Here is a 23419-nt window from a genome sequence, read left to right as displayed (position 1 = left end):
GGGGATGGCGAAACCGGACTTCGTCTTCTTGGACGCTGGTGGGACATTGATTCACACGCCGCGTCTGGAGGAGATCATCGCTCGCGCATGCGCGCAACAGGGGGAATGGATCGAGCATGGTGCGCTCGGTGAGGCCGTTCGGCGCGCGCTCGAACGCATGCATCCACCGCGTCCGACCTCGCTCGATCTCCAAGCGTATCGGCAATGGTGGTGGCGGTTCGTACACCTGGCGCTTGCGGAAGCGGGCTTTCGCGGCGATCCCGAACGCGTGGCCTGGCGGCTGTGGGAAGAATATCGCTCGGGACGATGGTTTCGGCTCTTTCCGGATACGATCGAGGCGCTCGAATGTTTCCGTTCCGCCGGATGTCGGCTCGGCGTCCTCTCGAATTGGGATGACACGCTGGAGACGTTTCTCGTTCAGCTCGGCATTCGCGAATATTTCGAATGCGTGATCTCGTCGTACCGAGCGGGAGTCGAGAAGCCCGATCCAGAGATCTTCGCCTATGCACTGCGCTTAGTGGGCGTCGAGGCGGCGCGGGCGTGGCACGTCGGGGATGATCTCGTGTTCGATTATCTTGGCGCTTTGGCAGCCGGTGTGCGCCCCGTGCTCGTGGATTATTCGGGGAAGCTCGCCGAGGCTGCTTCTTCTGTCGTATGTCCCATCGTGCGCACGCTGAGCGAAGCCGCTCGCGTGATCCTCAGTGAGGGAACGTGAGCGGCTCTCGTGTCGGAGGAACTATTCGCGATCGCCACAGCAATAGCAGAACGACGCTCGCACCGTTCATGAGAGCAGCAAAACCAAAGCCCGCTCCCGGTCCATAAGCGTTCCACAGCGCTCCCACCGAGAGGCTGGAAAGCAAGTCACCGAGCCCATTAGCGGCTCCGAGGGCGCCGAATCCGGTGCCACGAACGGTTGGCGGTAGCAATTCGGCCGATACGGTCGGTTCCATGGCTTCGATGCCGCCGACGGCCAAACCGGCGAGGGCGAATAGCAGGATCAGGAGCGGCATGTTCGCGTCTGCGTACGCGAATCCCACCGCGACTAGGGCGAAGCCGCAGTAACTCGCGCCCAGCAGATTGAGGCTTCCCACGCGGTGGGCCAAAGCACCGAAGGCATAGGCACTAGCGGCCTGCACCCCGTTGAAGAGCGTGTACAGAGCCATGGCCGTCTCTGGGCTTTTTGTCAACTCTGTCGCGCGGAGCACGAGAAGCGTCGGCGCGAACTGTCCGAGTCCGAACACGCCGGCGACGAGAAGGAAAAGGATGAACGCACGCGGCAAGTGCCGCACGTCGGTGAAGAGGGTTCGCGAGGGCTGCGGCGGACGTCTCGCTTCGGAGACGAAAAGAGCGATGGCGAGCGTGGCCAGTGTTCCGGGAATGAGGGCGAGGGCGAAGATGTGGCGATAGCTCGCTCCTGCTGTGAGCAAGCTCAGCGCGAGGACCGGCGCCACCAAGGCCCCGACCGTATCCATTGCCCGCTCGAAGCCGAAGGCATTGCCATAGGCTTCCTGCGGGACCGTGTCGGCGAGCAAGGCATTGCGTGCCGGGGTTCGCCAGCCGCGCGCCATCCATGCGAGCGCGCGTCCGAGGAGGATCATCGGCCAGCTCGTAGCGAGCGCGAAACTGGCCGTCGCCAGCGTCGTCACGGCATATCCGGAGATGGCGACGGGCTTGCGCCGCCCCATTCGATCCGTCCACCATCCCCCGATGAGTTTGAAGAAACTCGCCAAGCCATCGGCGACTCCCTCGATCGCCCCAAGCGCCAATGGTGTCGCGCGAATCTCTAGGGCGAGGAAAGCCGGGAGCACCGTCGTCGCCATCTCGTGGCTGATGTCGGAGAAGAGGCTGGCCAATCCAATGGCCAGGACACTGCGGGTCAACCATCTTCGGCGAGCGCTCGTCGCCATACGGGCCTACTCTTTCATCCCGGCTTTCGGTGCGAGCGAGAGGACGAAGGCGATGTAGGTGCGCGCGTGATCTTCCGTCAATGCCACCTGGCATGCCCGCGTCCCTTTTCGCCCCTCGAAAGCGATCCCCTCGGTCTGCTCTCGCTCCTGTACGGTCCATCCTGCTCGGGGCAACTGTGCGCGGTAGAAATCGAGCACTTGCGACAACCCATCGCTGGTTGCGAACGTCGCCGTAAGCTGAGTTTCCGTTCGGCGGCTGACGAGCACAATCGCTCCGGGATAGACCGGCACATCTGCGGGAAAGCCTTCCGGCAACGGAGAAGGTGGGCGCACTTCGTCCGATTCACGCTCGGAGGAGAGGGCGGGCGCCTCTCCCCGTGACTCGTGGCGATTCGTCTGCGAATCGGTCGTGGACGAACGGCGACATCCCTCGCCCAAGACGAGAAGGAGCATGAGGCAAAGTGCGAATTTTCGACGCCAATGGACCCGCCCCAAGCTGAGTGAGCTGCCGCCAGGCATCCATTGCAGTCGTCCGCGATCGTCTCTCACGCCGAGGCCGTGAGCTTCTCGATCGCTCGCTTGATGGAGAAGTCGCTTTCTTCCAGAGCGCGCCGCGCCTCTTCCAAAGCAGTACCCGTCTTCAGCATCACGATGAGCGTCTTCAGCTCCCATCCGGTCTCCTCCAGCCGGCGACGAGCCTCTTCCTCTGAGAGAGCGAATTCCTGCCGGAGGATCGAGATGGCACGCCGCCGGAGCTTCTCGTTCTTCAGTTGCAGGTTCGACATGAGATTGCCGTAAGTGTAGCCGAGCTTGATCATCGCCGCCGTGCTGAGCATGTTGAGGACCATCTTCTGGGCCGTCCCCGCTTTCAAGCGCGTCGAGCCTGCGATCACCTCGGGACCGACAACGGGCGTGATCGTCAGATCGGCGACGCGCGCGATCTCGGGATTCGGGTTGCACGCGATGCCAATAGTGATCGCTCCCAGAGAACGCGCAGCCTTCAATGCGCCCAGGGTGAACGGCGTGCGTCCGCTCGCGGTCACTCCCACGACGACGTCGCCGGCCGTCACTCCCCGTTCGGCGATAGCGGCGGCTCCAGCCATCGGGTCGTCCTCAGCCGCTTCGACCGCGCGGTGGCAAGCGTCGTAACCTCCGGCGAGAATCGCTTGAACTTTCTCCGGAGCCACGCCGAACGTAGGTGGGCATTCGACGGCGTCCAGGACGCCCAGACGACCGCTCGTCCCTGTCCCGACATAGAAGAGGCGTCCCCCGCGCCGCAGGCATTCCACAATCACCTCCACAGCCGCCGCGATGCGCTCCAACTCGCGCCCGACAGCTTCCGCCACGAGCTTGTCCTCCTCGTTCATGAGGCGGAGGATCTCTATCGTGCTCCGCTCGTCAATGTCCCGCGTGCGAGGGTTCGCTTGTTCTGTGATCAACTCTTCCATCATCGCCGACCCCTCCTCAGCGGAGGACTCAAATGTATCGGCTCCCGCGCCCGTGCTCAAGCTCTGACGCTTACCATCGAGGACGAGGACCGGCCACTCCGAGCGCCATCACGAAGATCGCGCTTTTGCCTTCGGCGTGAGGTGAGAAGAACGCCGTCACATCGTCGTCGTAGAAGGTCAAACCCGTTGCCCCTCGACGCAGCGCGTAAGCCGTCAGATAAAACTTCCCACCGATGATTCCGGCTTCCAATTGTGCGAGCCGATAGCCTCGATTTCCATAATGCGCGAGGATCGTCCGAAGATCGGCGAGGAAGAAGACGGTCGCGCTCGCATCTCCTCCGAGGTCCTGTTCTAAGCACAGATAACGAGAGTCACGGCGGAAATCGCCCGACTTCAGCAGTTCCAGAGCCTTTCGGCGATGGTGGAAGAAATACGCTCCCGGAGGAAGCGACTCAACAGCATGCGCGTTCACGTAGAGATCGTTGAGCGAATCCTCGATGGCATCGCACGGAAATCTCCTCGTCCCATATTCCAGGATCGTGGAGAGTTCCGAGAGGGAGATCGGCTTGCGGGCGAAGCGCCGCGTGGAGGCGCGACGCCGGATGACGGATTCCAACGATTCCTCGGATGGCGCCAACGGCGCTCTCGAATCAAGAGGGAAGAGCGCGGCTTCTGGTTCGGGATCCCCGCGTCGCAGCGGATGCGCGCGCCAAGCGTGAACGTCCGCAGCGCTATGAAGCCGTGATGCCGCGTGCATCTGGTGAATGAGCGGATATGGGACTTCCTCGCGCGAGAGCGGAACGACGGCCCACCTCACCTCCGGCAGCATCGGCATTGGGTCCGACGCCGCGAGGGGGTGAGCGGTCTGTCCTATAGTCAGAAGGGCCAGGCTCATCTCGCGCTCTCCATCTACGCCCACGAGATGATTGACCAAGTCGTCCTGAAATCCCACGATGAGCTTGTGCGGGAGCCGCCAGGCCGTAGCTGCCGCCATCGCGTTGGCCAAGATCATGCCGCAGTCCCAGAAATGATACCGATACGCCCGAGCGCGGTATTTCCACGCGCTGCGCCACGAGATGGCCGTGTAGACGAGGACCACCGGAGCCCACAGAAGCGAAGGTTCATGCGCAGCCGCCGCCGCTAGGAACGACCGGTGATCGCCCTCGCGCACACGCCGCACGCCGAAATCCGCAGGGCTGAAATGATACACGCCGGCGGGAAGGTCCGGCAGATCGGCGCAGACCACATAGACCTCGATCGGATAGAGTGCTCCGGCGCACGCGGCCGCGCGAAAGAAGAATTCTCCACCGGGATACGTCTTCTTCTTCGTGATGCCCGCCGAATAGAAGAGAATGTGGGCGAGTTGTTCGAGCGTCGGTCGCATCTCGATCGGATCCTTCGAAGCGCCCGGCGGCGGGATTTCCTCTCCCAGAGCGGTGAAGGTCGAGACGCCCGTCTCCGGCAGTTCGCGCGGCAACGGAATCACCTCCAACTCCGGATAGATCTTGAACGGGAGCGGCTGGTTCTCCCAATCCAAGAAGTGCGCGCTCGTGCGCACGCTCCAATAGGAATGTTTCGTCGCCTCGTGATATTTCCACGCGATCGTCGTGTCCTGGTTCATCGTCGCATTCCCTCCTCCGCGCTCGGGCGCATCTGGTGCTCCAAGCGGATCGCTCCGTTGACGGCGCGCACGCGGATCAACGGCCCGCCCCGACCGAGTTGCCCTTCCGCGCGCTGTCCCAGAGAGCGTTCCGTCGAGCGCGTCAATCCCAGCTCATCGTCGGCCACGATCTCTCCACGGAGCGTCTCCGCTTCGAGGCGGGCATCGCAAATCTCCGGCAGCCTCAGCGTGAGCCGCCCATTGATGGATTGCAATATCGTCCCGCGCTCGTCCGCGCATCGAGCGAGCGCGACCTCAATCCTTCCGTTCACCGTCTCAGCCTCCACGGCCCCTGCGATCCCCTCCAGTTCGATTCGACCGTTGACCGCCCTCGCTCTGACGAATCCCTCGACATCGCGGACGCGGATGTGACCGTTGATGACGCGCACGTCGGAGAGTCGCACGCGGCGCGGGAGCGTGATCTCATAATCCACGGCGACCTCTGAACCATCCGGTTGGACGGTCTGGATGCGGAGCCCATTCTCCCTCTCGGTGATCTCAATGCGCGCGTCGTCCAGATCGCGGGCCGACCGTCCTCGCTTTCGCGCCGTGATCAAGGCCATCGGTTCATCCCACGTCCGGATCGTCACATTCCCATTAGTGTTCGCGAGTGCGACATCGCTGTCGAAGGGGAGCGTCAAGCGTCTGGAGAACTCAGCGCTTTGATGGGCAGAGAAGCGAGTCGGCGCCACCCAGTGACGAACGACCTCGTGCCAGAGGAAAACGCCTGCGCTGCTCACTGCTCCGAGCGCGAGCACGCCGACCAGCAGAAATGCCAACCACTGGAATCGGCGTCGAGGTTTCTCCAGGCGATCGAGCTGCGCGTCGAGGGGCACGCGCTCGATCTCCGGAGGGAGGTACGCCGGCGCTGTCTTGCGCGGCTCGAGGATCGCCGTCTCCAGCTCTTCGCCGATCTCCGGCTTCGTCGAGGGACTCGACTCTAAACGAGCCCCGCAATATCGGCAGAAGCGCCAATCAGCACCGACCACAGCCCGACAGCGTTCGCAGATTCTCATGCCTGCCCCCTCCCGATCATTCGTGGCGTCAGATATTCTACCGCGTCCGAAGGCTCGAGCGCTCCCGGCGTCGGTCTTCACTTCACCCAAGCTTCGGAGATGGCGACTTCGACCTCAATGGGAACCGTTTTGATGAACTCGCGCCCGGCCGCGATCATGCGCTCACGCACCAGATGCGCGACTTCCTCGGCGTGCTCCTCGGCGACTTCGACGACGATCTCATCGTGGATCGAATTCACGATCTGCGCGTCGTAGGGACGGAGAGCTTCATACACGAGCCGCATCGCTCGCTTGAGAATATCGGCGCCCGTCCCCTGGATCGGAAAGTTCTTCCCCAATCGGTGGACGGCCGCGACCTGTTCGCGATCTGTGGGATCGAACTGAAAGCGCCATAAGCGTCCCGATTGAGAGCGGCTTTGGCGAATCGAGACGGCCGTATCGCTGGCCGCCCGCAGCCACTCACCCACTTTTCGATAGATCTCGAAATAGCTGGCGATCAACGCTTCGGCTTCAGTGAGTGAGACGCTCGCTCCGTCGCGAACTTCTGCAATGCGCGCCGCTAGACTCGCCGCGCCCATGCCGTACATCAGGCCGAAATTGATCGTCTTGGCGATAGCGCGTTGCTCTTTGGTGACCTCCTCCGGAGGGACTTTGAACATCCAGCTCGCCGTCATTCGATGCAGATCCAGCCCGTTCAAGAAGGCTTCGAGCATCTTCGGGTCTTGGGAGAATTCGGCGAGGATGCGCAGCTCGACTTGCGAATAATCGGCCACGATCAATCGCCGACCGGCTGGCGCCCGGAAGCACGCGCGAATTTCCGGCACATTGGGGACCTGCTGGATGTTCGGTTCGCTGCAACTGTAGCGTCCGGTCGGCGTCCCGATCTGATGGAAATCGCCATGCAGGCGTCCGGTCACCGGATGCCGATGTTCGAGGAAGCCGCGCCCGAAGGTGCTGAGCAGCTTCTGTACGCTGCGGTATTCCAGCAGGAGCCGGACCGCTGGGTGATCCCGATAGGGCAGAAGCTCCGCTTCGCTCGTGCCCTCGACGAGGAGGCCAAGCTGACGCAAGCTGGCCAGAACTTGATGTGGGCTGTTCACGTTGATCTCGGCTTGGCCGAAGAGGTTCGCTTGGGGCGCTCCGCGCGCTAATTCGTGGCGCAATGCTTCCTCCAGTTGGGCGCGTCGCTGCTCCCATGTCTCAACTAGTGCCTCCCAACGCTCCACGTCGAAAGGCATACCGGCCAACTCCATGGCAGCCGTCGGAACCACGCACTCGAATTCGAGTTTCGCGACGCGAACGAGCGAGAGTTCTTTCAGCTTCTCAATGAGCACTTCTCGAAGCGGCAGGAGGACTTCGACGTCGCGCGCCGCGTAGTCGAGCTGTGTCGAAGAGAGCGCTCCGCTCCAATCGCTCAATTGCGGGGTTTTCTCCACGCGCTCGCGCAAATAGCGTTCGGCGACGTCCGCGAGCCCATGTCGCTTCGACATATCGCCAGCGGCCACCAGTTGTGAGGCGAGCATTGTATCGAAAAGGCGTCCCAGCTCAATGCCGGCATGATGCAGGAGCATCTTCGCGTCGAATTTCGCATTGTGCAGGACCTTGACCGGTCGTTCCCCTTCCAGAACCGGGCGCAGCATATCCAACGCTTGCTCACCCAGGGCGAAGAGATCCAACACAGCGATTTCATTGCGCGTGGCAAGCTGCAGCAGGCGGATGCGCCCCTGATAGGGATCGAGCGCCGTTGTCTCCGTATCCACGCCGAGCGCAGGCTCTGCAAGCAATCGCTCTCGCAGCGCCTCCAGCTCGGCCGGCTCCGTGATCACGCGATAGGTCCTCATATCGCTCTCGAACGCGAGCGCCACGCTCGCTTTTTCTCAGCATTTCGCCGAAAGTCTCCCATCCGCCGGTGACATTACCTGCGGGGGGACTCGGCTTCTTTGCTGCTTCTCTTCAAGCATACCCCCTTCGCGGCTCATTCTGCAAACAATGACCGTGAGGGGGCACGACCTGCGTGGGGAGGGATCTTTCCCACCCTTCCGGCGGAGAGAAATCCGCCTTTAGCCCGATTGATCTGAGAGAGGGGCAGAAGTACAATATGCGCGTCCTAATGGGGAGGATCGGGGCATTCGCTGATCGTTTGATGAAGATGGTGTTCGTGAGCTGATCGCGCGAGCGTTCGAGTTCAAGCGCCTGAGCGGAAGCGCGTTCAAAAGCAGCCTCCCTTGAACACATCGAGCGAGGGGGGATATGGCGTTTGGACGACGAGCATCGAGCCGCCGAGCGCGCGGCATGTTCCTTGCGCTCGCTCTCGGCATCTCTCTTCAAGCGGCGGTTGTCGGAGGCGATCCACCCTTAGCGATCTCCCAAGGAAGCCCTTCAGTAGAAGAGGGCATCGTGGAGATCCTCGTGGAGGATCATCTCGGATGGGCGCGTCGGTCATATGCCTTACGTCAGGACGCGCGGCGATTCTGGCTGCGCGGAGATACGAGGGCGCTGTTCTCGGCTCGCACAGGGATGCGGGCTCGCGTGCGCGGCATTCGTCACGAGAAGCAGATCGTCGCCCTACACCTAGACCTTGAGGAAGCATCGGAGGCACAAGGCCGGCAATTGCCTGAAACTGTTGGCCGACGTCGCGTCGCGCTACTTCTGTTGAACTTCTCCGATCGAGTCGTGCGGCCCTATTCCGTTGAGACGGCACGCGCGCTGCTAATGACCGTAGCCGAGTTCTTTCGGGAGAACTCTTATGGACGGCTCTCGCTAGAGGGCGATGTCTTCGGGTGGTTCACGCTGCCGATGAGCGTTGCGGCGTGCGATCCGTTTCGCTTAGCTGAAGAAGCCCACGCGGTCGCCCAAGCCTCTGGGATTGATCTGTCCGCATACGCGCATTTCGTCTACGCCTTTCCCAGAAACGCATGTTCGTGGTGGGGGCTGGGGACGCTTGGAGGAGCGCCTTCGTCGGCGTGGATCAACGGGACGCTCGCCTTTGACGTTTTAGCTCACGAGTTGGGGCATGGGCTCGGTCTCTCCCATTCGCATGCGCTCGAATGCGGATGGGTTGCGCTCGGGGAAGCGTGTCAAGTCCTCGAATACGGTGATACGCTCGACATCATGGGGATGGGAGCGGGACACGTGAGCGCTGTTCAGAAGGAGCGACTCGGATGGCTCCGCGAAGGCGAGGAGATCCTTCGCGTGACCGAGGAGGGGGCGTTCCGCCTGGCCCCTTACCACGCAGAGGGAGACGGTCCGAAAGCGCTCAAGATCCTCAAAAGCGCGGACGTCGGGGTGGGATATGCCGCGTGGTATTACGTCGAGTATCGGTTGCCGAGAGGCTTCGATCGCTTCCTCTCACGAAACTCCAATGTCTCTCGCGGAGTTGTCGTGCGCTTGGGGATCTCGGGTGAGCGTGGGGGAAGCTTCCTGCTTGATCTGACGCCGGAGACAGCGTCCTGGCTCGATCCGGCCCTGACCGTGGGACGGAGTTTCACCGATCCCCAGACGGGCTTGACGATCCTTGTGCACGAAGTCGCGGCAAGCGGAGCGCTTCTCACGATCGCGGGGATCCGGGGCGAAGGTGAGCGAAGTGGAATTCTCTTCCCCTCGGCCCGCGCGCAATGAGAAATCCGACGCCGAGATGGGAAAAATACGCTCCCCGGCCGATTGCGGAAGATCCCGAAGGTGCTAAGCGAGCCGGCAGGAGGAGCACGCCATGCAGCGAAGAGCGCATGATCGAGGGAGCATCATCGTCCTCACCACGGTGGGATTGGTCGCGCTCTTGGGAGCGACCACACTGGCTGTAGACGCGGGGTATCTCTATGTCGTGCGCGCGCAATTGCAGAACGCGGTAGATGCCGCCGCGTTGGCTGGCGCGCAGGGGCTCATGCAAGAACCGGGGAACTACTCGGCGACGGGACCGGCCGTGCGTCTGGCCATCGAGTATGCGGCGCGCAATCGGGCCGCTGGACAGCCCGTTCAGCTCTCTCCGAGCGAGATCACGTTCCCAAAGCCCAATGTTATTCGAATCGAGATCGTGCGTCCGGTGAACACGTTCTTCGGCATCATCCTCGGAATTCGTCAAGCGAATATCCGCGTGCGCGCAGCGGCCGTTGTGGCTCCGGCCATTGGGGGGACCGGGGGATGGCGTCCTTTGGCCCCGCCGGATCAATTTGGCCACGGCGGGATCTGCGTCACACCGATGGACGGGGATCATGGACCGTTCAATCCGAATCCCCACACGTGGCGAGGGATCTCCGTCAACTCCGACTATTATAAATCGCCGTACGATTCGGAATTCGAGGGGCAAGACCTGAGTGTCTATCGCGATTGTTCGCCTGGGTCACCTACTGGCTTCATCGCTCCCCGCGATGTGGATGGCCGATACATCGAATTGAAGAGCAATTCGCCAGAGTATCCGGGGAACTTCTACGGACTCGCCTTAGGTGGGCGAGGAGCCGATACGTATCGCGACAATATTGTTTATGGGTGGGGCGGGACAGTGCGGATCGGGGATACGCTCACGACGGAGCCGGGGAACATGGTCGGTCCCACGCGCCAGGGTGTGAGCACCCTGATCGCTCAAGATCCGAATGCGCAGCTCCGAAGGGATCCGGTGACGCGCCAATGGTACGTGTGGAGCGATCGCTATCCGCCAAATGAGAGTCCGCGCATCGTTCCCATCGTCCTCTTCGACCCTACGACGCCCTCGCGTGGGGGACGGACGACGATCCGCGTGGCCAATCTCGGAGCCTTCTTCATCGAGGGCAGCAACGGGCATTCTGTCTTCGGACGCTTCATTCCCATGCGGTTGCCTGGGGCCATCGCTGGCGCTCCGGCTGCGCGCCCAGCTCGCGGGAGCAGTGGCGCCAGTGGATATTTGGTCGGAACGGTACGGCTCACAGATCCGAATCAGTATTGATGGCCGCCCCCTTACATCAGGCGAGTGCACATAGCTCGGGCCGAGGCGTTCTCACCTCAGCCCGAGCTATCAGGGGCCATCGGATCTGTTAACGCGGTATGGTGATGCGATCCCCCGGAGCGAGATGCGGGATATTGCTCTCCCGCAGTTGCCGATTGAGGTTCGGGATCTTCTCCTCGATGATGCGATTGAGGCGATCCACAAGTTGCGCGAGTTCTTGCGCTAGCTCTTCGATCATCTCCGCCTGTCGCGGCGTCGGTCGCGCCGTGAACGAGCCGATGGCCGAATAGAGTTGCGCCAGACGTCCGACGATCGGGCGCGGCGTCCCCGGCAGATCGGGACCAGCAAATCCCAGCGGGCGCGGCCGCGGGACGAACTGATCCCGAATCTCATCCAATTCTTGGAGCAGGGAAGTCGCGGCCGTTTGTACGGATGGCGGCACATTCGTCTGCCGCTTCAGGCTCTCGGCCCATTCGTTGACGCGATTCCGTAATTCGACGACGCGGCGGCGTGCCGTATCGGCTGACGCGTAGAGACGTCCCACGCGGTGCCAGGCCTCGCGGTGAGCGCGAAGCTCATCATCGCTGATCTGAATTCGAGGATCCTCCTCCACGCGCACGGTCTTGCTCATTTGCCGATTGCCGACGGAAACACGCACCGTGTACTCGCCTGGGAGCACGAACGGCCCTTGCGGCGCGCCGGGCGGTCCGGCCGGCGGCTCGGCTTCCGCGCGCACCGGAGGTTCATGGCGCAAATCCCAGGCGACGCGATTAATCCCTACAACCTTAGACCCGCGCAGCTCGCGGATCACTCGGCCTTCTCGATCGAGAATCGTGATCTTCACCTCTTCCCTCTCGCCGGGCGAGGTCTTCAGATAGTAGTGGATGATCGCTCCATAAGGCGGATTCGGCGCGATGAAGAACTTGTGCCCCGTATTGCCCTTGTGGTTGTAGAGTCGGTACATCGTCGCCGGTCGGATATCGAAGACGTGCAGGTCCGAGTCCAAGACGCTCGGCGAAAGTTGCTCGAGCGGCGTGATGTCGTCCAGGATGAAGATGCTGCGCCCGTGCGTCCCCAGGATAAGATCGTTCTCGCGCGGATGGATCTGAATGTCATCCACCGGAACGGTCGGCAGATTGTTCTTGAATCGAATCCATCGCCCGCCTCGATCGAAGGAGATGAACAAACCGAACTCCGTTCCCACGAAGAGCAGATTCGGATTCCGAGGATGCTCGCGAATGACGTTGATGGGGTGTCCATCCGGCAGGTTGCTTCGCAGCGATTTCCACGTCTTCCCGAAGTCGGTCGTCATGTAGACGTAGGGCGTGAAGTCATTGCTGCGGTGTCCATCGAACGTGACGTAGGCGACGCCCTCACCCGAGCGCGAGGCGACGACGCGGCTCACATAGGTGTTCTTCGGAACACCCGGGATGTTGCCGACGACATTCTCCCACGTTCGGCCGCCATCGCGCGAGACCTGGACATTCCCATCATCGGTCCCCACCCAGAGGATCCCCGCTCGCAGGGGCGATTCCGAGATGGTCGTGATCTGCCCGTAGGTCTCCACGCCATCGTGGCGCGAGAGCGTGTCCGGACCGGGAATCACACCCATGATTGGCATCTTGTCCCGATCTGGCTGCGTCGTCAGGTCCTCGGTCTCCGTCCACGTCTCGCCACGATCTCGGGAGATGAAGAGTCGGTTCCCGCCGAAATAGATCGTCTTCGGATCATGCGGGGAGATGAGGATGGGGGAATTCCAATCGAACCGATACCGAGGCTGGCCGGGCTTCGGCTCCGGACGAATCATGCGACGCTCCCCCGTGTTCAGGTGCAGGCGCGTGATGTTGCCGTTCTGGGATTCCACGTAGAGGATGTTGTGATCGGTCGGGTCCACCTGCACGTAGAAGCCATCGCCACCCCCGATGCGAATCCAGTCCTCGTTGGTGATGCCAACGGTATAGAGCGTGCGGCTGGGGCCCATCCAGCTGCCGTTGTCTTGAAGCCCCCCGTAGACGTAGTAGGGCTTGCGCATGTCGTAACAAATCTCGTAGAACTGCCCGAGCGGCAACGTGTTGATGAAGTCCCACGTTCGTCCCCGATCGTAGCTGATGTGAATGCCACCGTCGGATCCGAGGACGATGTGATCCGAATTCGCTGGGTTGATCCACATGGCATGGAAATCGCCGTGGATGCGCGTGACCCAATTGGTGCGAAACGTCCGTCCGCCATCTTCGGAATAGTACATGGACGCGCCCATGACCCAAATGCGCTGATCGTTGTTGGGATCGATGCGGATCTTGCTGTAATAGGAGGGACGCGGATTGACGTCGCTCATCCTCGTCCAGGTCTCTCCGCGATCTTCCGAGCGGAAGACGCCCCCGTTTTTGTTCTCGATGATGGCGTACACGATGCGAGGATCGCGCCGATAGATGTCCAGGCCGATGCGTCCGGTGTCGCCCGTCGGCAACCCTCGCGTGAGTTTCTGCCATGTCGCGCCACCATCCACGGACTTGTAGAGCCCGCTGTGCGGTCCGCCGCCGTTAAATCCATAAGCCGTGCGTCGGCGCTGATATGCGGCGGCGTACAGGATGTTGGGGCTCTGCGGATCCATAGCGACGTCCACAACGCCCGTGTCCTCGTTGATGAAGAGCACGCACGTCCAGGTCTTCCCTCCGTCGGTCGTCTTGAAGAGTCCGCGTTCGCGATTCGGCCCCCACAGGCGACCGAGCGCCGCCACGTAGACGATGTCCGGATTCGTCGGATCAATGACAATGCGTCCGATGTGATGGGTATCGCTCAGTCCCATGTGCTGCCAGGTTTTCCCGCCATCAAGCGATTTGTAGACGCCGTTGCCCCATGAGGAGCTCTGTCGGTTGTTGGGTTCCCCTGTGCCGACCCACACGATGTTGGGGTTGGAAGGAGCGACGGTGACATCGCCAATCGAGCTGACGGCTTCGTTGTCGAAAATTGGCTCCCAGGTGGTGCCGCTGTTCGTCGTCTTCCATACGCCGCCGGAGGCTGTTGCCATGTAGATGATACGGGGATCGCTCTCGACGACGGCGACATCGTCAATGCGGCCGCCCATGATGGCCGGTCCGATGTTGCGGAACTCCAGGCTCTTAAACAACTCTCCGGTGATCTGCCGAAGATCGCTCTGCCCCTGCCCGCGGGCTGCTGGAATCCCCACAAGCAGAAGAAGCAGAAGCGCGATCATGGACAGCCCCAGGATTCGCAGTACACCATGTCCGACGAATCGTTTCTCGCGTTTTGTGATCTGCATGGGCAATCCTCCTTAATGGGCTTTTCGATTGATGAGGCTAGCGACAAAGCCCGCGCCGAAGCCGTTGTCAATGTTGACGACGACGACGTTCGCGGAACAACTGTTCAACATACCGAGGAGAGCGGCCACGCCGCCTTGACCGACGCCATAGCCGATGCTGGTTGGAACGGCGATGACGGGGACGCTCACTAGTCCCCCGACGACGCTCGGCAAGGCGCCCTCCATGCCGGCGACGCAGACGATGACGCGCGCGGCCTGCAGACGCTCATAGACGCTGAGCAGCCGATGCAGCCCGGCGACGCCGACGTCATAAAATCGCTCAACGCGATTCCCCAACGCCTCGGCCGTGACCGCCGCTTCTTCGGCGACGGGAATGTCCGCCGTTCCCGCAGAGACGACGGCGATCAATCCTTGGGGCTCGGGAGGTTCCCCGCGCCGAATAGTGATCATTCGCGCCTGCGCGTGATAGACGGCCTCTGGGGCAATGCGTCGAACGGCCGCATAGGCGGCCTCATCCGTCCGCGTCACCAGCGCTAAGGCGCTGTGCGCCAAAAGCCGAGCGACGATCGCGGCGATTTGCTCGGGCGTTTTCCCTTGGCCGAAGACGACTTCGGGAAAACCTTGCCGCAGATGTCTGTGGTGATCCGGCTTGGCGAAACCGAGGTCTTCGTAAGGGAGGTGGCGAAGCCGTGCGAGGACGTCTTCGAGCGTCACCTCTCCCCGTCGAAACGCGAGCAGCAACTCCGTGAGTACCCCTTCATTCACGGCCCCTATTTTAGCAAAGTCCATCTTGTCCGCGTGAGCGCGCGGCGCGAACCGGCGCTTTTTTTCTCCGCTCGCGGGCGCTATAATCACGTGACCTTCGCGAGATCGAAGGAGGAGGGCAAAGATGACTCGAGAGCTGAAGCGCTGGAGCGCTCAGTTGACCGAAGGGCTCAGTCGCGCCGGGGCGCGCGCCATGATGAAAGCTGTGGGCTTCCGTGATGAGGACCTCGAACGCCCTCTGGTAGGGGTGGCGCACAGTTGGATCGAGATCATGCCGTGCAATTACAACCACCGCCGCTTGGCGGAGAAGGTCAAAGAAGGGATTCGCGCGGCCGGCGGCACGCCGATCGAATTCAACACGATCGCCGTCTCCGATGGCATCGCCATGGGGACGGAAGGGATGAAGGCCTCGCTCATCAGTCGCGAGGTCATCGCCGATTCGATTGAGCTGGTCGTGCGCGGTCACCTGTTGGATGCTCTCGTCGTGATCGCGGGCTGCGACAAGACGATCCCGGGAGCGGTCATGGCGCTGCTGCGGCTCGATCTTCCTGGCCTCATGCTCTACAGTGGTTCGATCGCGCCGGGCGTGTTTCGCGGGCGCCCTGTGACGATCCAAGATGTCTATGAGGCAATCGGCGCGTGCGCGGCTGGACGGATGACGCTGGAGGAGCTGCGCGAGTTGGAGAATGTCGCGTGTCCTGGAGAAGGAGCCTGTGGGGGACAATTCACGGCGAACACGATGGCGACGGTGTGCGAGATGCTGGGCATCTCCCCAATGGGGAGCGCGATGGTGCCAGCAGCCGATCCGCTCAAAGAGGAGGTCGCCTTTCGCTGCGGGCAGCTCGTCATGGAGCTTTTGCGGCGCGATCTTCGGCCGCGCCAGATCGTCACGCGAAAAGCACTGGAGAACGCTATCGCGGCTGTCGCCGCGACCGGTGGATCAACCAATGCCGTTCTGCACCTGTTGGCGATCGCGCGGGAAGCGGGGGTCCCGCTAGTGCTCGAGGATTTCGATCGCATCAGCTCGCGCACACCGCTGTTGGCCGATATGAAGCCGTGGGGGCGATACGTCGCGCACGATGTCTACCGGGCTGGGGGAATCGGCGTCATCGCCAAGCGATTGCTGGAGGCTGGCCTCCTGCAAGAGGACGCGCTGACGGTGACCGGACGAACGATCGGTGAGGAAGCCCGCGAGGCAGTGGAGACGCCGGGACAACCTGTGATTCGCCCGCTCTCGAATCCGCTCTCGCCCACAGGTGGTTTGGTCATCTTGCGCGGGAGCTTGGCTCCCGATGGATGCGTCGTGAAGATCGCCGGGAAGACGCGATTGTATCACCGTGGGCCGGCGCGCGTGTTCGACTGCGAGGAAGCGGCCTTCGAAGCCGTACAGCGCGGCGCGATTCAGCCCGGTGACGTTGTCGTCATTCGATACGAAGGTCCGAAGGGAGGGCCGGGCATGCGAGAGATGCTCGCTGTGACGGGCGCCCTGCAAGGCGCTGGCTTGGGCGAAGCCGTCGCTCTGGTCACCGATGGACGCTTCTCGGGCGCGACGCATGGATTGATGGCGGGACATGTCGCTCCGGAAGCTGCTGTGGGAGGCCCTCTCGCCATCGTCCGCGATGGGGATATGATCGTCTTCGACATCGAGCGTCGGCGGCTCGATGTCGAACTTTCAGAGGAGGAGATCGCCGAGCGTTTGGCGCGTTGGACGCCACCCCCTCCACGCTATCCTTCAGGCATCATGGCGAAATACGCTCGTTTGGTCGGCTCCGCGTCCGAAGGCGCCGTGACAGGATGAGTCACTCCGATGGTGGTTCCTCCCACGCGCGCCAAGGCGGAAGCTGTCGGGAGGGCGAGGGGGAGGGAAGCGTCAATCCGTCGAGGTTCAAGCGTTGAATGCCGCCAGCGTCCGAGAAGGGATATCGTTGCAAGCGCCGCCGCCGCCAAAGGAAGAATCCATATCCGAAGAGCACACCGATGCCGACGGCGATCAAGATCAGCACGCCGATGAAGGCGAAGACGGCGATGAGCCAGCGCCCCACGGGGAACTCCTCGATAATGCTCGGCACGAGACGGATTCGGTCTCCACTCAACCATCGAACTTGCGCCGTGTACTCGATCTGATTCACGATTCGCTCGATCGTCGCGCGGTCCGAAACCTCGAAGGCGTGAATCAGAAAATTGCCCTCTCGCTTGAAGACGCGACGCTCTCGTTCCGACGGCGCCAATTGCTCAAGATGCGCTCGGACGCGTTCGTAGGCCGCTTGTGCCAACTGCGGCGTGTGATATTCGACGAGCAAGAGCTTGGCCGAAGCGCGGCCGAGCCGATACTCGGCGATCGCTGCTTCGACAGCGTCGCTCCCCAGCAGGAAAAGATCATCGGGATTCTCATATCCGGGGAACTCAGCTAGCCCCCGAGGTCCAGCGATGAAGCGCTCCGATCCCGGGACACGACCTTCCATCGGCAGATGGCGAATCAACAGCGGGACCTCATGTGGGCCGACCACGAGCTTTTCCGCAAATGCGCGGGCCAGATCGCTCAATTCGCCGATGGAGAGACTCGGGGCCTTCGCTTCGTTCAGGATCGTCACGCGCCCGTAATAATCGCCTTTCCAAAAGGCGAGGGCATCGCCTCCGGCTTCGGCTTCCGTCCCAATGCCGCTCAACCGGACGCCCTGTCGGCGCTCGAAGGAGTACAGCCCATAGGCGGACACATAATTGATCATGCGAAAGAGTTCGACGCGCACCTTTCGCTTTCGCTCATCGGTATAGTCAGCAAAGGCCGCCTCGCGCAATCCGTATTCTCGCGCGATCGCCCCCCGGCGAGCATCATAGGCTTCGTATTCGGAGGCATGGAAGGCGTGAACCGGCTCGATGATCTGCCAAGAGCCGATCCGTCGTCCGAAGGCCGTCGCAATGAGCGGCGTGGTGCGAATTTCAAGGACCTGTGCGGCCGCCGATGTGATGAGGAAGCCGAGCAGCCACAGACCACCCATGCGCCGTCCGAAGGCATGGGGGCATGTCGTGCGTCTTCTCACGATCCTCTCCTCACGCGCGTTCGATCTGACGGATGATCAGATCGGCATAGGTCTTCGGATGCCGAACATCTCTCAGAACAATTCTACCGGCCTCGGCCGCCGTGTCAATGACCAAATCCCCGATACCTAGGATTCGTCCCCATCCGCTTTGAACGACGGTGACCTCTTGAATCTTGCTGAGGGGAATGTGCCGGTGGACTCTGCGAAGCACCCCCGAGGTGAGCGTGAGACCCTGTTCCGTGAGTGTGTACGTCTCGAAAGCGCGCGCCACATGGTGGGAGATTGGGGAGAGGAGGATCACAGCGATGGCGAAGAGGAGGCCCCACGCCGGAATAGTGCCCGGACGCGCGCGCTCCACGAAGGTGTAAAGCAACAGAAGCCCGAGGATGAGGATCGCCGCCAGTAGATACCGCGTAGCGACAAAGAGCGCTGTCGGGTGCAGCACGAAGATTGGTGCTGCCGACGCTTCATAAAGACTCGCGCCGCAGTTGGAGCAGAAGCGATTCCGCTCGCGATTCTCTGCTCCGCAATGTGGACAACGCATGCCGGATCACCATCCGAGGATCGAGACGCGACGCGGGACGCGCCGTAGCGGCAGCTCGCGGGGCGGCCCAGAGTAGACGGTCGAGCACACCTGACAGCGATAGAGGATCATCCCTTCCGGGGCCTTTTGCCGGACCTCGGCCGGAGCTGTGTGCCAGACCTTCAACGGCCCCCAGCACGGCTTCCCTTTTTCATCCTTCTCATCGCAATTCGTCTGGTTCGGCTTCATGACTTTGAAAGGGCGCTCCGTCGTGGTCGGTTGCGAAACAGTCGTCGCTTCCATAGTTCCTCCTCACATCTCGCGCCGATTGACGAGCGCGCGATGCATCGTCACTTCGTCGGCGAACTCGATGTCGCTACCCACGGGCAAGCCCATGGCGATGCGCGTGACGCGCACGCCCAGCGGTTTCAGCAACCGGGCGAGATAATTGGCCGTCGCTTCCCCTTCGGTGTTCGGATTCGTGGCGAGGATGATCTCCTGCACTTCGCCCGAGCGCAACCGTTCGAGCAAGCTCTTGATCTTCAGGTCATCGGGGCCGATCCCCCGAATCGGGGAGAGCGCGCCATGCAGGACGTGATAGAGCCCGCGGTATTCGCGCGTTCGTTCGATCGCCGCGACGTTGTACGGTTCCTCGACCACGCAGATTACGTGGCGATCGCGAGCATCGTTGGAGCAGAAGCGGCACGGATCCACGTCGGTCACGTTTTGGCAGATCGAGCAGAGGATGATCTTCTCCTTGACCTCCTCGATCGTGCGCGCCAGGCGACGGACGTCCTCGACATTCATGCGCAGGATATGAAAAGCGATGCGCTGTGCCGACTTCTGCCCGATGCCGGGCAGCCGCTTCAGTTCCTCGATCAGCCGATGAATCGCTTCGGCGTAGTCGAGCATCGTCGCCGCGCGACTCCCCGAGCCCTCTCTCCTCAGAAGAGGCCGGGGAGGTTCAGGTTCAGATTCTTGAGCGCTTGTTGCTGGATGGCCTCATCCACTTTGCGGCCGCACTCATTCACGGCGGCGATGATCAGGTCTTGTAACAGCTCGACGTCCCCTCCGAGGACGTCCGGGTCGATCTTGAGCGCGAGAACCTCCTTCGTGCCGGACATGGTGACGGTGACGGCGCCACCGCCCGATGAGGCTTCGACGCGGATCTGTCGAATCGCATCGCGCAACTGCTCCTGCATCTTCTGCGCTTGTTCGAACATCTTCTGCAGTTCTTGCGGATTCGGGAATTTCATCTTCACCTCCTCAGGTCAAGGATTCAAGAAGCATCCGACTTCCCCTCCTCCGGGGCGACGACCTCCACGATCTCCCCCTTGAACGTCTTCACGAGCGCTCGGACGATGGGATCTTCCTCGGCGATAGCGCGCGCGCGTCGGTCTGGGGCGGACGCCGAGGGACGCTCTTCCTCAATACGGACCTGGAGCGCGAGGGGACGGCCGAAGACCTGGCGCGCGACGGCTTCGATCGTTTGCTTGTTCGTATGCTCCAGTAGGGTCTCGCGGTGAATGGCCAGCGAAGCGGGGAACGTCACGCGAAGCACCTCTTCGGTGATCTCGATCGTCTTCGCCCGATCGAGCGCTCCGAGGATGAGCATCTTCCCGCGCTCTCGCAGTTCTTCCTTGAGGCGTTCGGTCTCCGATAGCGGGGAAGTCACGGTCACGCCCGGCGACTTTGGCGATGTAGGGGCGGAGGCATTCGCTTCAGTGGCTTCCGGGGGAGGAACCGACGTCGCCCCCGAGGCCATCCGATGTTCCAGGTCTTCGAGCGCGCGAATCACCTGAACGAGCGGTCGCACGCGCTCCAAATGCGCGAGCCGCACAAGCCCCACCTCCAAGGCGAAGCGAGGCTCGCTCGCGTATCGCATGTTCTGTTCCGTTTCGGCGAGCACGCGGAAGGCGCGCACCAGTTCCTCTTCGCTGAATCGCTCGGCTTGAGCCATCACTTGCTCCATTTCGCCATCGCTGAGCGGGAGCAGCTCGCGATCGCGGCCAGCGACCTTGGCGACGAGCAGATTCCGAAAATGGGCCATCAGATCCCGGCAGAAGTGGCGCATCTCGCAGCCGCGTTCGTTCAGCATCTCGACGAGCCGAAGGATGCGCGGCCCATCGCGATCGGCGATAGCTTCGGCGACGGCCAGGAGCGTCTCCATGCCGATCAAGCCGAGCGCTGTTTCGACGATGGCATCTGAGATCAACTCGCCCGGTTCGGCGAAGCTGAGGACCTGCTCCAGCAGCGATTGGGCATCGCGCAAGCTGCCTTGTCCAGCGCGCGCGATCTTCCGCAGCGCCGAGTCGGAGATCGAAATTCCTTCGACTTCAGCGATCCGTCGCAGTCGTTCGGCGATCTTGCTCTCGGGGATCAAGCGGAATTCGAAGATTTGGCAGCGAGAGAGGATCGTCGCTGGGACCTTGTGCAATTCTGTCGTCGCCATCAGGAAAAGGACATGTGGCGGGGGTTCTTCGAGCGTCTTCAAGAGCGCGTTGAAAGCGCTCGCCGAGAGTTGATGGAACTCATCGATGATGAAGATGCGGTAGCGATCGCGCGCCGGGCCGAGAGCGAGCGTATCGAGGATGACCTGGCGGACGTTGTCCACGCCCGTGTGTGAAGCGGCGTCGATCTCTAAGACGTCGAGCGCGCGGCCCTCAGCGATCTCCCGACAGGGTGGGCATTGATCGCAAGGTTCCGGCGTCGGTCCTGTGACGCAGTTGAGCGCTTTGGCGAACAGGCGCGCCGTCGTCGTCTTCCCCACTCCGCGCGGGCCAGCGAAGATATAAGCATGATGCCATCGCCGCTGTCGAAGGGCATTTTGGAGCGTGCGGGCAATGGCCTCCTGGCCGACTAAATCCTCGAAGCGTTGCGGACGCCACTTTCGGGCGATGACCTGATGCATGGATGGTTCGGTGACGGCTCCCTGGCGCTCGCCTCTTGGCCAGGCTTCGGGATCATCCGCAGCACCCAGCTCGTCCCACTACCGTTGCTCCCTTCCGGGCCTGGCGGGGTTCGCAGGCGAGCCGTCGCACGGAGCCCGAAGCCTGTCAGATCCTGGCGGAGGGAGTGGGATTCGAACCCACGGTAGAGGTTTGTGCCCCTACACCGCTTTTCCAAAACGGCGCCTTCGTCCACTCGGCCATCCCTCCACATCTATGGCGGAGGGAGTGGGACTCGAACCCACAAGGGCCTCGCGGCCCACCGGTTTTCGAGACCGGCCCCTTACCAATTCGGAGCATCCCTCCGCCGTGCGCTCTCAAAGATGGAGCGGAAGTGCGCTCACTCTTGCTCGCGCTCCCGCTTGACCTCTGCACGTTTCCTTTGAAAGAAGGATTGTATCATCTCCCGACACTCGGCTTCAAGCACACCGGCTTGCACCTGCAGCCGGTGCGTGAGCCGAGGATCGGTACAGAGTTGAAAGAGCGTCGTGACCGCTCCGGCGCGAGGATCAGCCGCGCCGTAGACGAGCCGTGCGACGCGAGCGTTGAGCAATGCCCCGGCGCACATGGGACAGGGCTCGATCGTCACGTAGAGAGTCGTCCCCACAAGCCGATAATTGTTCAGAAAGCGCGCGGCGTCGCGCAGGGCGACGATCTCCGCATGTGCCGTCGGGTCTTGCTCCGTGATGACGCGATTGTGTCCGCGGCCGATCACCTTCTCACCGAGGACGACGACCGCCCCGATAGGAACCTCCCCGAGACGTTCGGCATCGGCCGCCTCATCGAGAGCCAATCGCATCCAGACCTCGTCCATCGGATGGATCATAACCACCGCGCGACATCCTTGGCGAAGTAGGTCAGAATCAGGTCAGCTCCCGCGCGCTTGATGCCAATGAGCGTCTCCATGACGATGCGCTCTTCTTCGATCCACCCCAATCGAGCCGCCGCTTTGATCATGGCGTATTCGCCGCTCACCTGATAAGCGGCCACGGGCACCGAGAACCGCTCGCGCACCAGGCGGATGATGTCCAGATACGGCAGAGCGGGTTTCACCATGAGGATGTCAGCGCCTTGCTCGACATCCAGCGCGGCTTCGCGCAGGGCTTCTCGGGCATTGGGCGGATCCATCTGGTAGCCGCGCCGGTCCCCAAACTGCGGGGCGCTCTGAGCGGCCTCGCGGAACGGCCCGTAGAAGGCCGAGGCATATTTGACGGCGTAGGACATGATGGGGATGTGTGTGAATCCGGCTTCGTCCAGAGCGCTCCGGATCGCCGCGACAAAGCCGTCCATCATGTTCGACGGCGCAATGATGTCCGCGCCCGCGCGCGCCTGGCTGACGGCCGTCCGCGCCAATAGCTCCAACGTCGGATCGTTCAGGACCTCCCCATCCCGAACCAGACCACAATGGCCGTGGCTCGTGTATTCGCAGAGGCACGTATCGGCGATCACGATCAGGCCAGGGACCTCTCGCTTGAGCGCGCGAATCGCTCGTTGGATGATGCCGTCCTCGGCGTAGGCCTCGCTTCCGACCTCGTCTTTCCGCTCCGGAATACCAAAGAGGATAACGGCCGAGATGCCCAGTCGCTTGACCTCCTGAGCCTCCTCGACGAGCTGATCAATGGAGAGCGTGTAAATGCCTGGCATTGAGGAGACTTCCCGGCGCACGCCCTCTCCCGGACAGACGAAAAGCGGGTAGATCAAATCCTCCACCGAGAGCCGCGTCTCCTGCACCAAGCGCCGCAGCTCCGGCGTGCGACGCAATCGGCGTGGACGATGAATCAATTCTCGCATCATGCGCTCCCCCCTTTCGCTCATGCAGCTGATTGTACTCGAATGGCCGAGACGTTTTCAAAGTCGAGATCGCGAGGCCACCTTCGAGGATCGTTGCCCTCCATTGCGGCTTGGAGTACAATCCCTTT

Annotated in this window: 20 protein-coding genes, 2 tRNA genes and 1 other RNA gene; 4 read left to right on the top strand and 19 right to left on the bottom strand. The window is 62.1% G+C overall.

The features are described 5' to 3' along the window. Positions 1–4: 4 nt before the first annotated feature. Positions 5–715, top strand: a complete 711-nt coding sequence (locus NZ746_10460; GenBank protein MCS6817783.1) for an HAD-IA family hydrolase — start codon at positions 5–7, stop codon at positions 713–715. On the opposite strand, the gene NZ746_10455 is transcribed toward NZ746_10460, so the two are convergent. The 6 genes from NZ746_10455 to NZ746_10430 form a co-directional block, all read right to left on the bottom strand. Next, positions 699–1907, bottom strand: a complete 1209-nt coding sequence (locus NZ746_10455; GenBank protein ID MCS6817782.1) for an MFS transporter — start codon at positions 1905–1907, stop codon at positions 699–701. The genes NZ746_10460 and NZ746_10455 overlap by 17 nt on opposite strands. 6 nt (positions 1908–1913) lie before the next feature. Continuing rightward, complete coding sequence (locus tag NZ746_10450) at positions 1914–2456, bottom strand: hypothetical protein (GenBank protein ID MCS6817781.1); 543 nt, start codon at positions 2454–2456, stop codon at positions 1914–1916. Then, entirely contained in the window at positions 2453–3358 is a 906-nt protein-coding gene (murQ, locus tag NZ746_10445; GenBank protein MCS6817780.1) for an N-acetylmuramic acid 6-phosphate etherase, read from the bottom strand. Before murQ ends, NZ746_10450 begins: the two co-directional genes overlap by 4 nt. 67 nt (positions 3359–3425) lie before the next feature. Next, positions 3426–4976 (bottom strand): SagB family peptide dehydrogenase, encoded by a 1551-nt coding sequence (locus NZ746_10440; protein ID MCS6817779.1) that lies wholly within the window; start codon positions 4974–4976, stop codon positions 3426–3428. Continuing rightward, positions 4973–6031 carry a hypothetical protein gene (locus NZ746_10435; GenBank protein MCS6817778.1) on the bottom strand — a complete coding sequence of 353 codons (1059 nt, stop codon included), beginning with the start codon at positions 6029–6031 and terminating at the stop codon, positions 4973–4975. Before NZ746_10435 ends, NZ746_10440 begins: the two co-directional genes overlap by 4 nt. Before the next feature lie 77 nt (positions 6032–6108). Further along, a complete protein-coding gene (locus NZ746_10430) occupies positions 6109–7872 on the bottom strand; it encodes a bifunctional 3'-5' exonuclease/DNA polymerase (protein ID MCS6817777.1) in 1764 nt (587 codons plus the stop codon). 409 nt (positions 7873–8281) lie between these two features. Here NZ746_10430 and NZ746_10425 point away from each other — a divergent pair, with 409 nt between their 5' ends. Both NZ746_10425 and NZ746_10420 read left to right on the top strand, forming a co-directional pair. After that, entirely contained in the window at positions 8282–9649 is a 1368-nt protein-coding gene (locus NZ746_10425; GenBank protein ID MCS6817776.1) for a hypothetical protein, read from the top strand. 91 nt (positions 9650–9740) lie between these two features. Then, the gene (locus NZ746_10420) at positions 9741–10946 is read left to right on the top strand and encodes a Tad domain-containing protein (protein ID MCS6817775.1); all 1206 of its coding nucleotides are present in this window, start codon (positions 9741–9743) and stop codon (positions 10944–10946) included. A gap of 88 nt (positions 10947–11034) precedes the next feature. On the opposite strand, the gene NZ746_10415 is transcribed toward NZ746_10420, so the two are convergent. Then, positions 11035–14226, bottom strand: a complete 3192-nt coding sequence (locus NZ746_10415; protein ID MCS6817774.1) for a hypothetical protein — start codon at positions 14224–14226, stop codon at positions 11035–11037. A gap of 12 nt (positions 14227–14238) precedes the next feature. Further along, on the bottom strand, positions 14239–15015 hold the full coding sequence (gene larB, locus NZ746_10410; protein MCS6817773.1) for a nickel pincer cofactor biosynthesis protein LarB: 777 nt from the start codon (positions 15013–15015) through the stop codon (positions 14239–14241). A 100-nt stretch (positions 15016–15115) separates the two neighbouring features. On the opposite strand from larB, the gene ilvD reads away from it, so the two are divergent. Then, positions 15116–16789, top strand: coding sequence for a dihydroxy-acid dehydratase (ilvD, locus tag NZ746_10405; GenBank protein ID MCS6817772.1), 1674 nt, complete (start codon positions 15116–15118; stop codon positions 16787–16789). Position 16790: 1 nt separating this feature from the next. On the opposite strand, the gene NZ746_10400 is transcribed toward ilvD, so the two are convergent. From NZ746_10400 to hemB, 11 genes are all read right to left on the bottom strand, one after another. Further along, on the bottom strand, positions 16791–18029 hold the full coding sequence (locus NZ746_10400) for a hypothetical protein (GenBank protein ID MCS6817771.1): 1239 nt from the start codon (positions 18027–18029) through the stop codon (positions 16791–16793). Between the two features lie 10 nt (positions 18030–18039). Continuing rightward, positions 18040–18573, bottom strand: coding sequence for a PH domain-containing protein (locus NZ746_10395; protein MCS6817770.1), 534 nt, complete (start codon positions 18571–18573; stop codon positions 18040–18042). Positions 18574–18579: 6 nt separating this feature from the next. Continuing rightward, a complete protein-coding gene (locus NZ746_10390; protein ID MCS6817769.1) occupies positions 18580–18855 on the bottom strand; it encodes a hypothetical protein in 276 nt (91 codons plus the stop codon). A gap of 9 nt (positions 18856–18864) precedes the next feature. After that, positions 18865–19464 carry a recombination mediator RecR gene (gene recR, locus NZ746_10385; protein MCS6817768.1) on the bottom strand — a complete coding sequence of 200 codons (600 nt, stop codon included), beginning with the start codon at positions 19462–19464 and terminating at the stop codon, positions 18865–18867. 32 nt (positions 19465–19496) lie between these two features. After that, positions 19497–19808 carry a YbaB/EbfC family nucleoid-associated protein gene (locus NZ746_10380; protein MCS6817767.1) on the bottom strand — a complete coding sequence of 104 codons (312 nt, stop codon included), beginning with the start codon at positions 19806–19808 and terminating at the stop codon, positions 19497–19499. A 23-nt stretch (positions 19809–19831) separates the two neighbouring features. Next, positions 19832–21463, bottom strand: coding sequence for a DNA polymerase III subunit gamma/tau (dnaX, locus tag NZ746_10375; protein ID MCS6817766.1), 1632 nt, complete (start codon positions 21461–21463; stop codon positions 19832–19834). A gap of 41 nt (positions 21464–21504) precedes the next feature. Further along, positions 21505–21604, bottom strand: an RNA gene (ffs, locus tag NZ746_10370) — signal recognition particle sRNA small type. Between the two features lie 12 nt (positions 21605–21616). After that, positions 21617–21710: transfer RNA gene (locus NZ746_10365), tRNA-Ser, on the bottom strand. Positions 21711–21717: 7 nt separating this feature from the next. After that, positions 21718–21806: transfer RNA gene (locus tag NZ746_10360), tRNA-Ser, on the bottom strand. Between the two features lie 34 nt (positions 21807–21840). After that, the gene (tadA, locus tag NZ746_10355) at positions 21841–22314 is read right to left on the bottom strand and encodes a tRNA adenosine(34) deaminase TadA (GenBank protein MCS6817765.1); all 474 of its coding nucleotides are present in this window, start codon (positions 22312–22314) and stop codon (positions 21841–21843) included. Positions 22315–22322: 8 nt separating this feature from the next. Next, positions 22323–23291: a porphobilinogen synthase gene (hemB, locus tag NZ746_10350; GenBank protein ID MCS6817764.1), complete on the bottom strand. Its 969-nt coding sequence runs from the start codon at positions 23289–23291 to the stop codon at positions 22323–22325. Between the last annotated feature and the right edge of the window lie 128 nt (positions 23292–23419).

It is taken from the genome of Blastocatellia bacterium (assembly GCA_025055075.1).
GTDB lineage: Bacteria > Acidobacteriota > Blastocatellia > HR10 > HR10 > HR10.
This window is presented reverse-complemented; position numbering and strand designations above follow the sequence as displayed.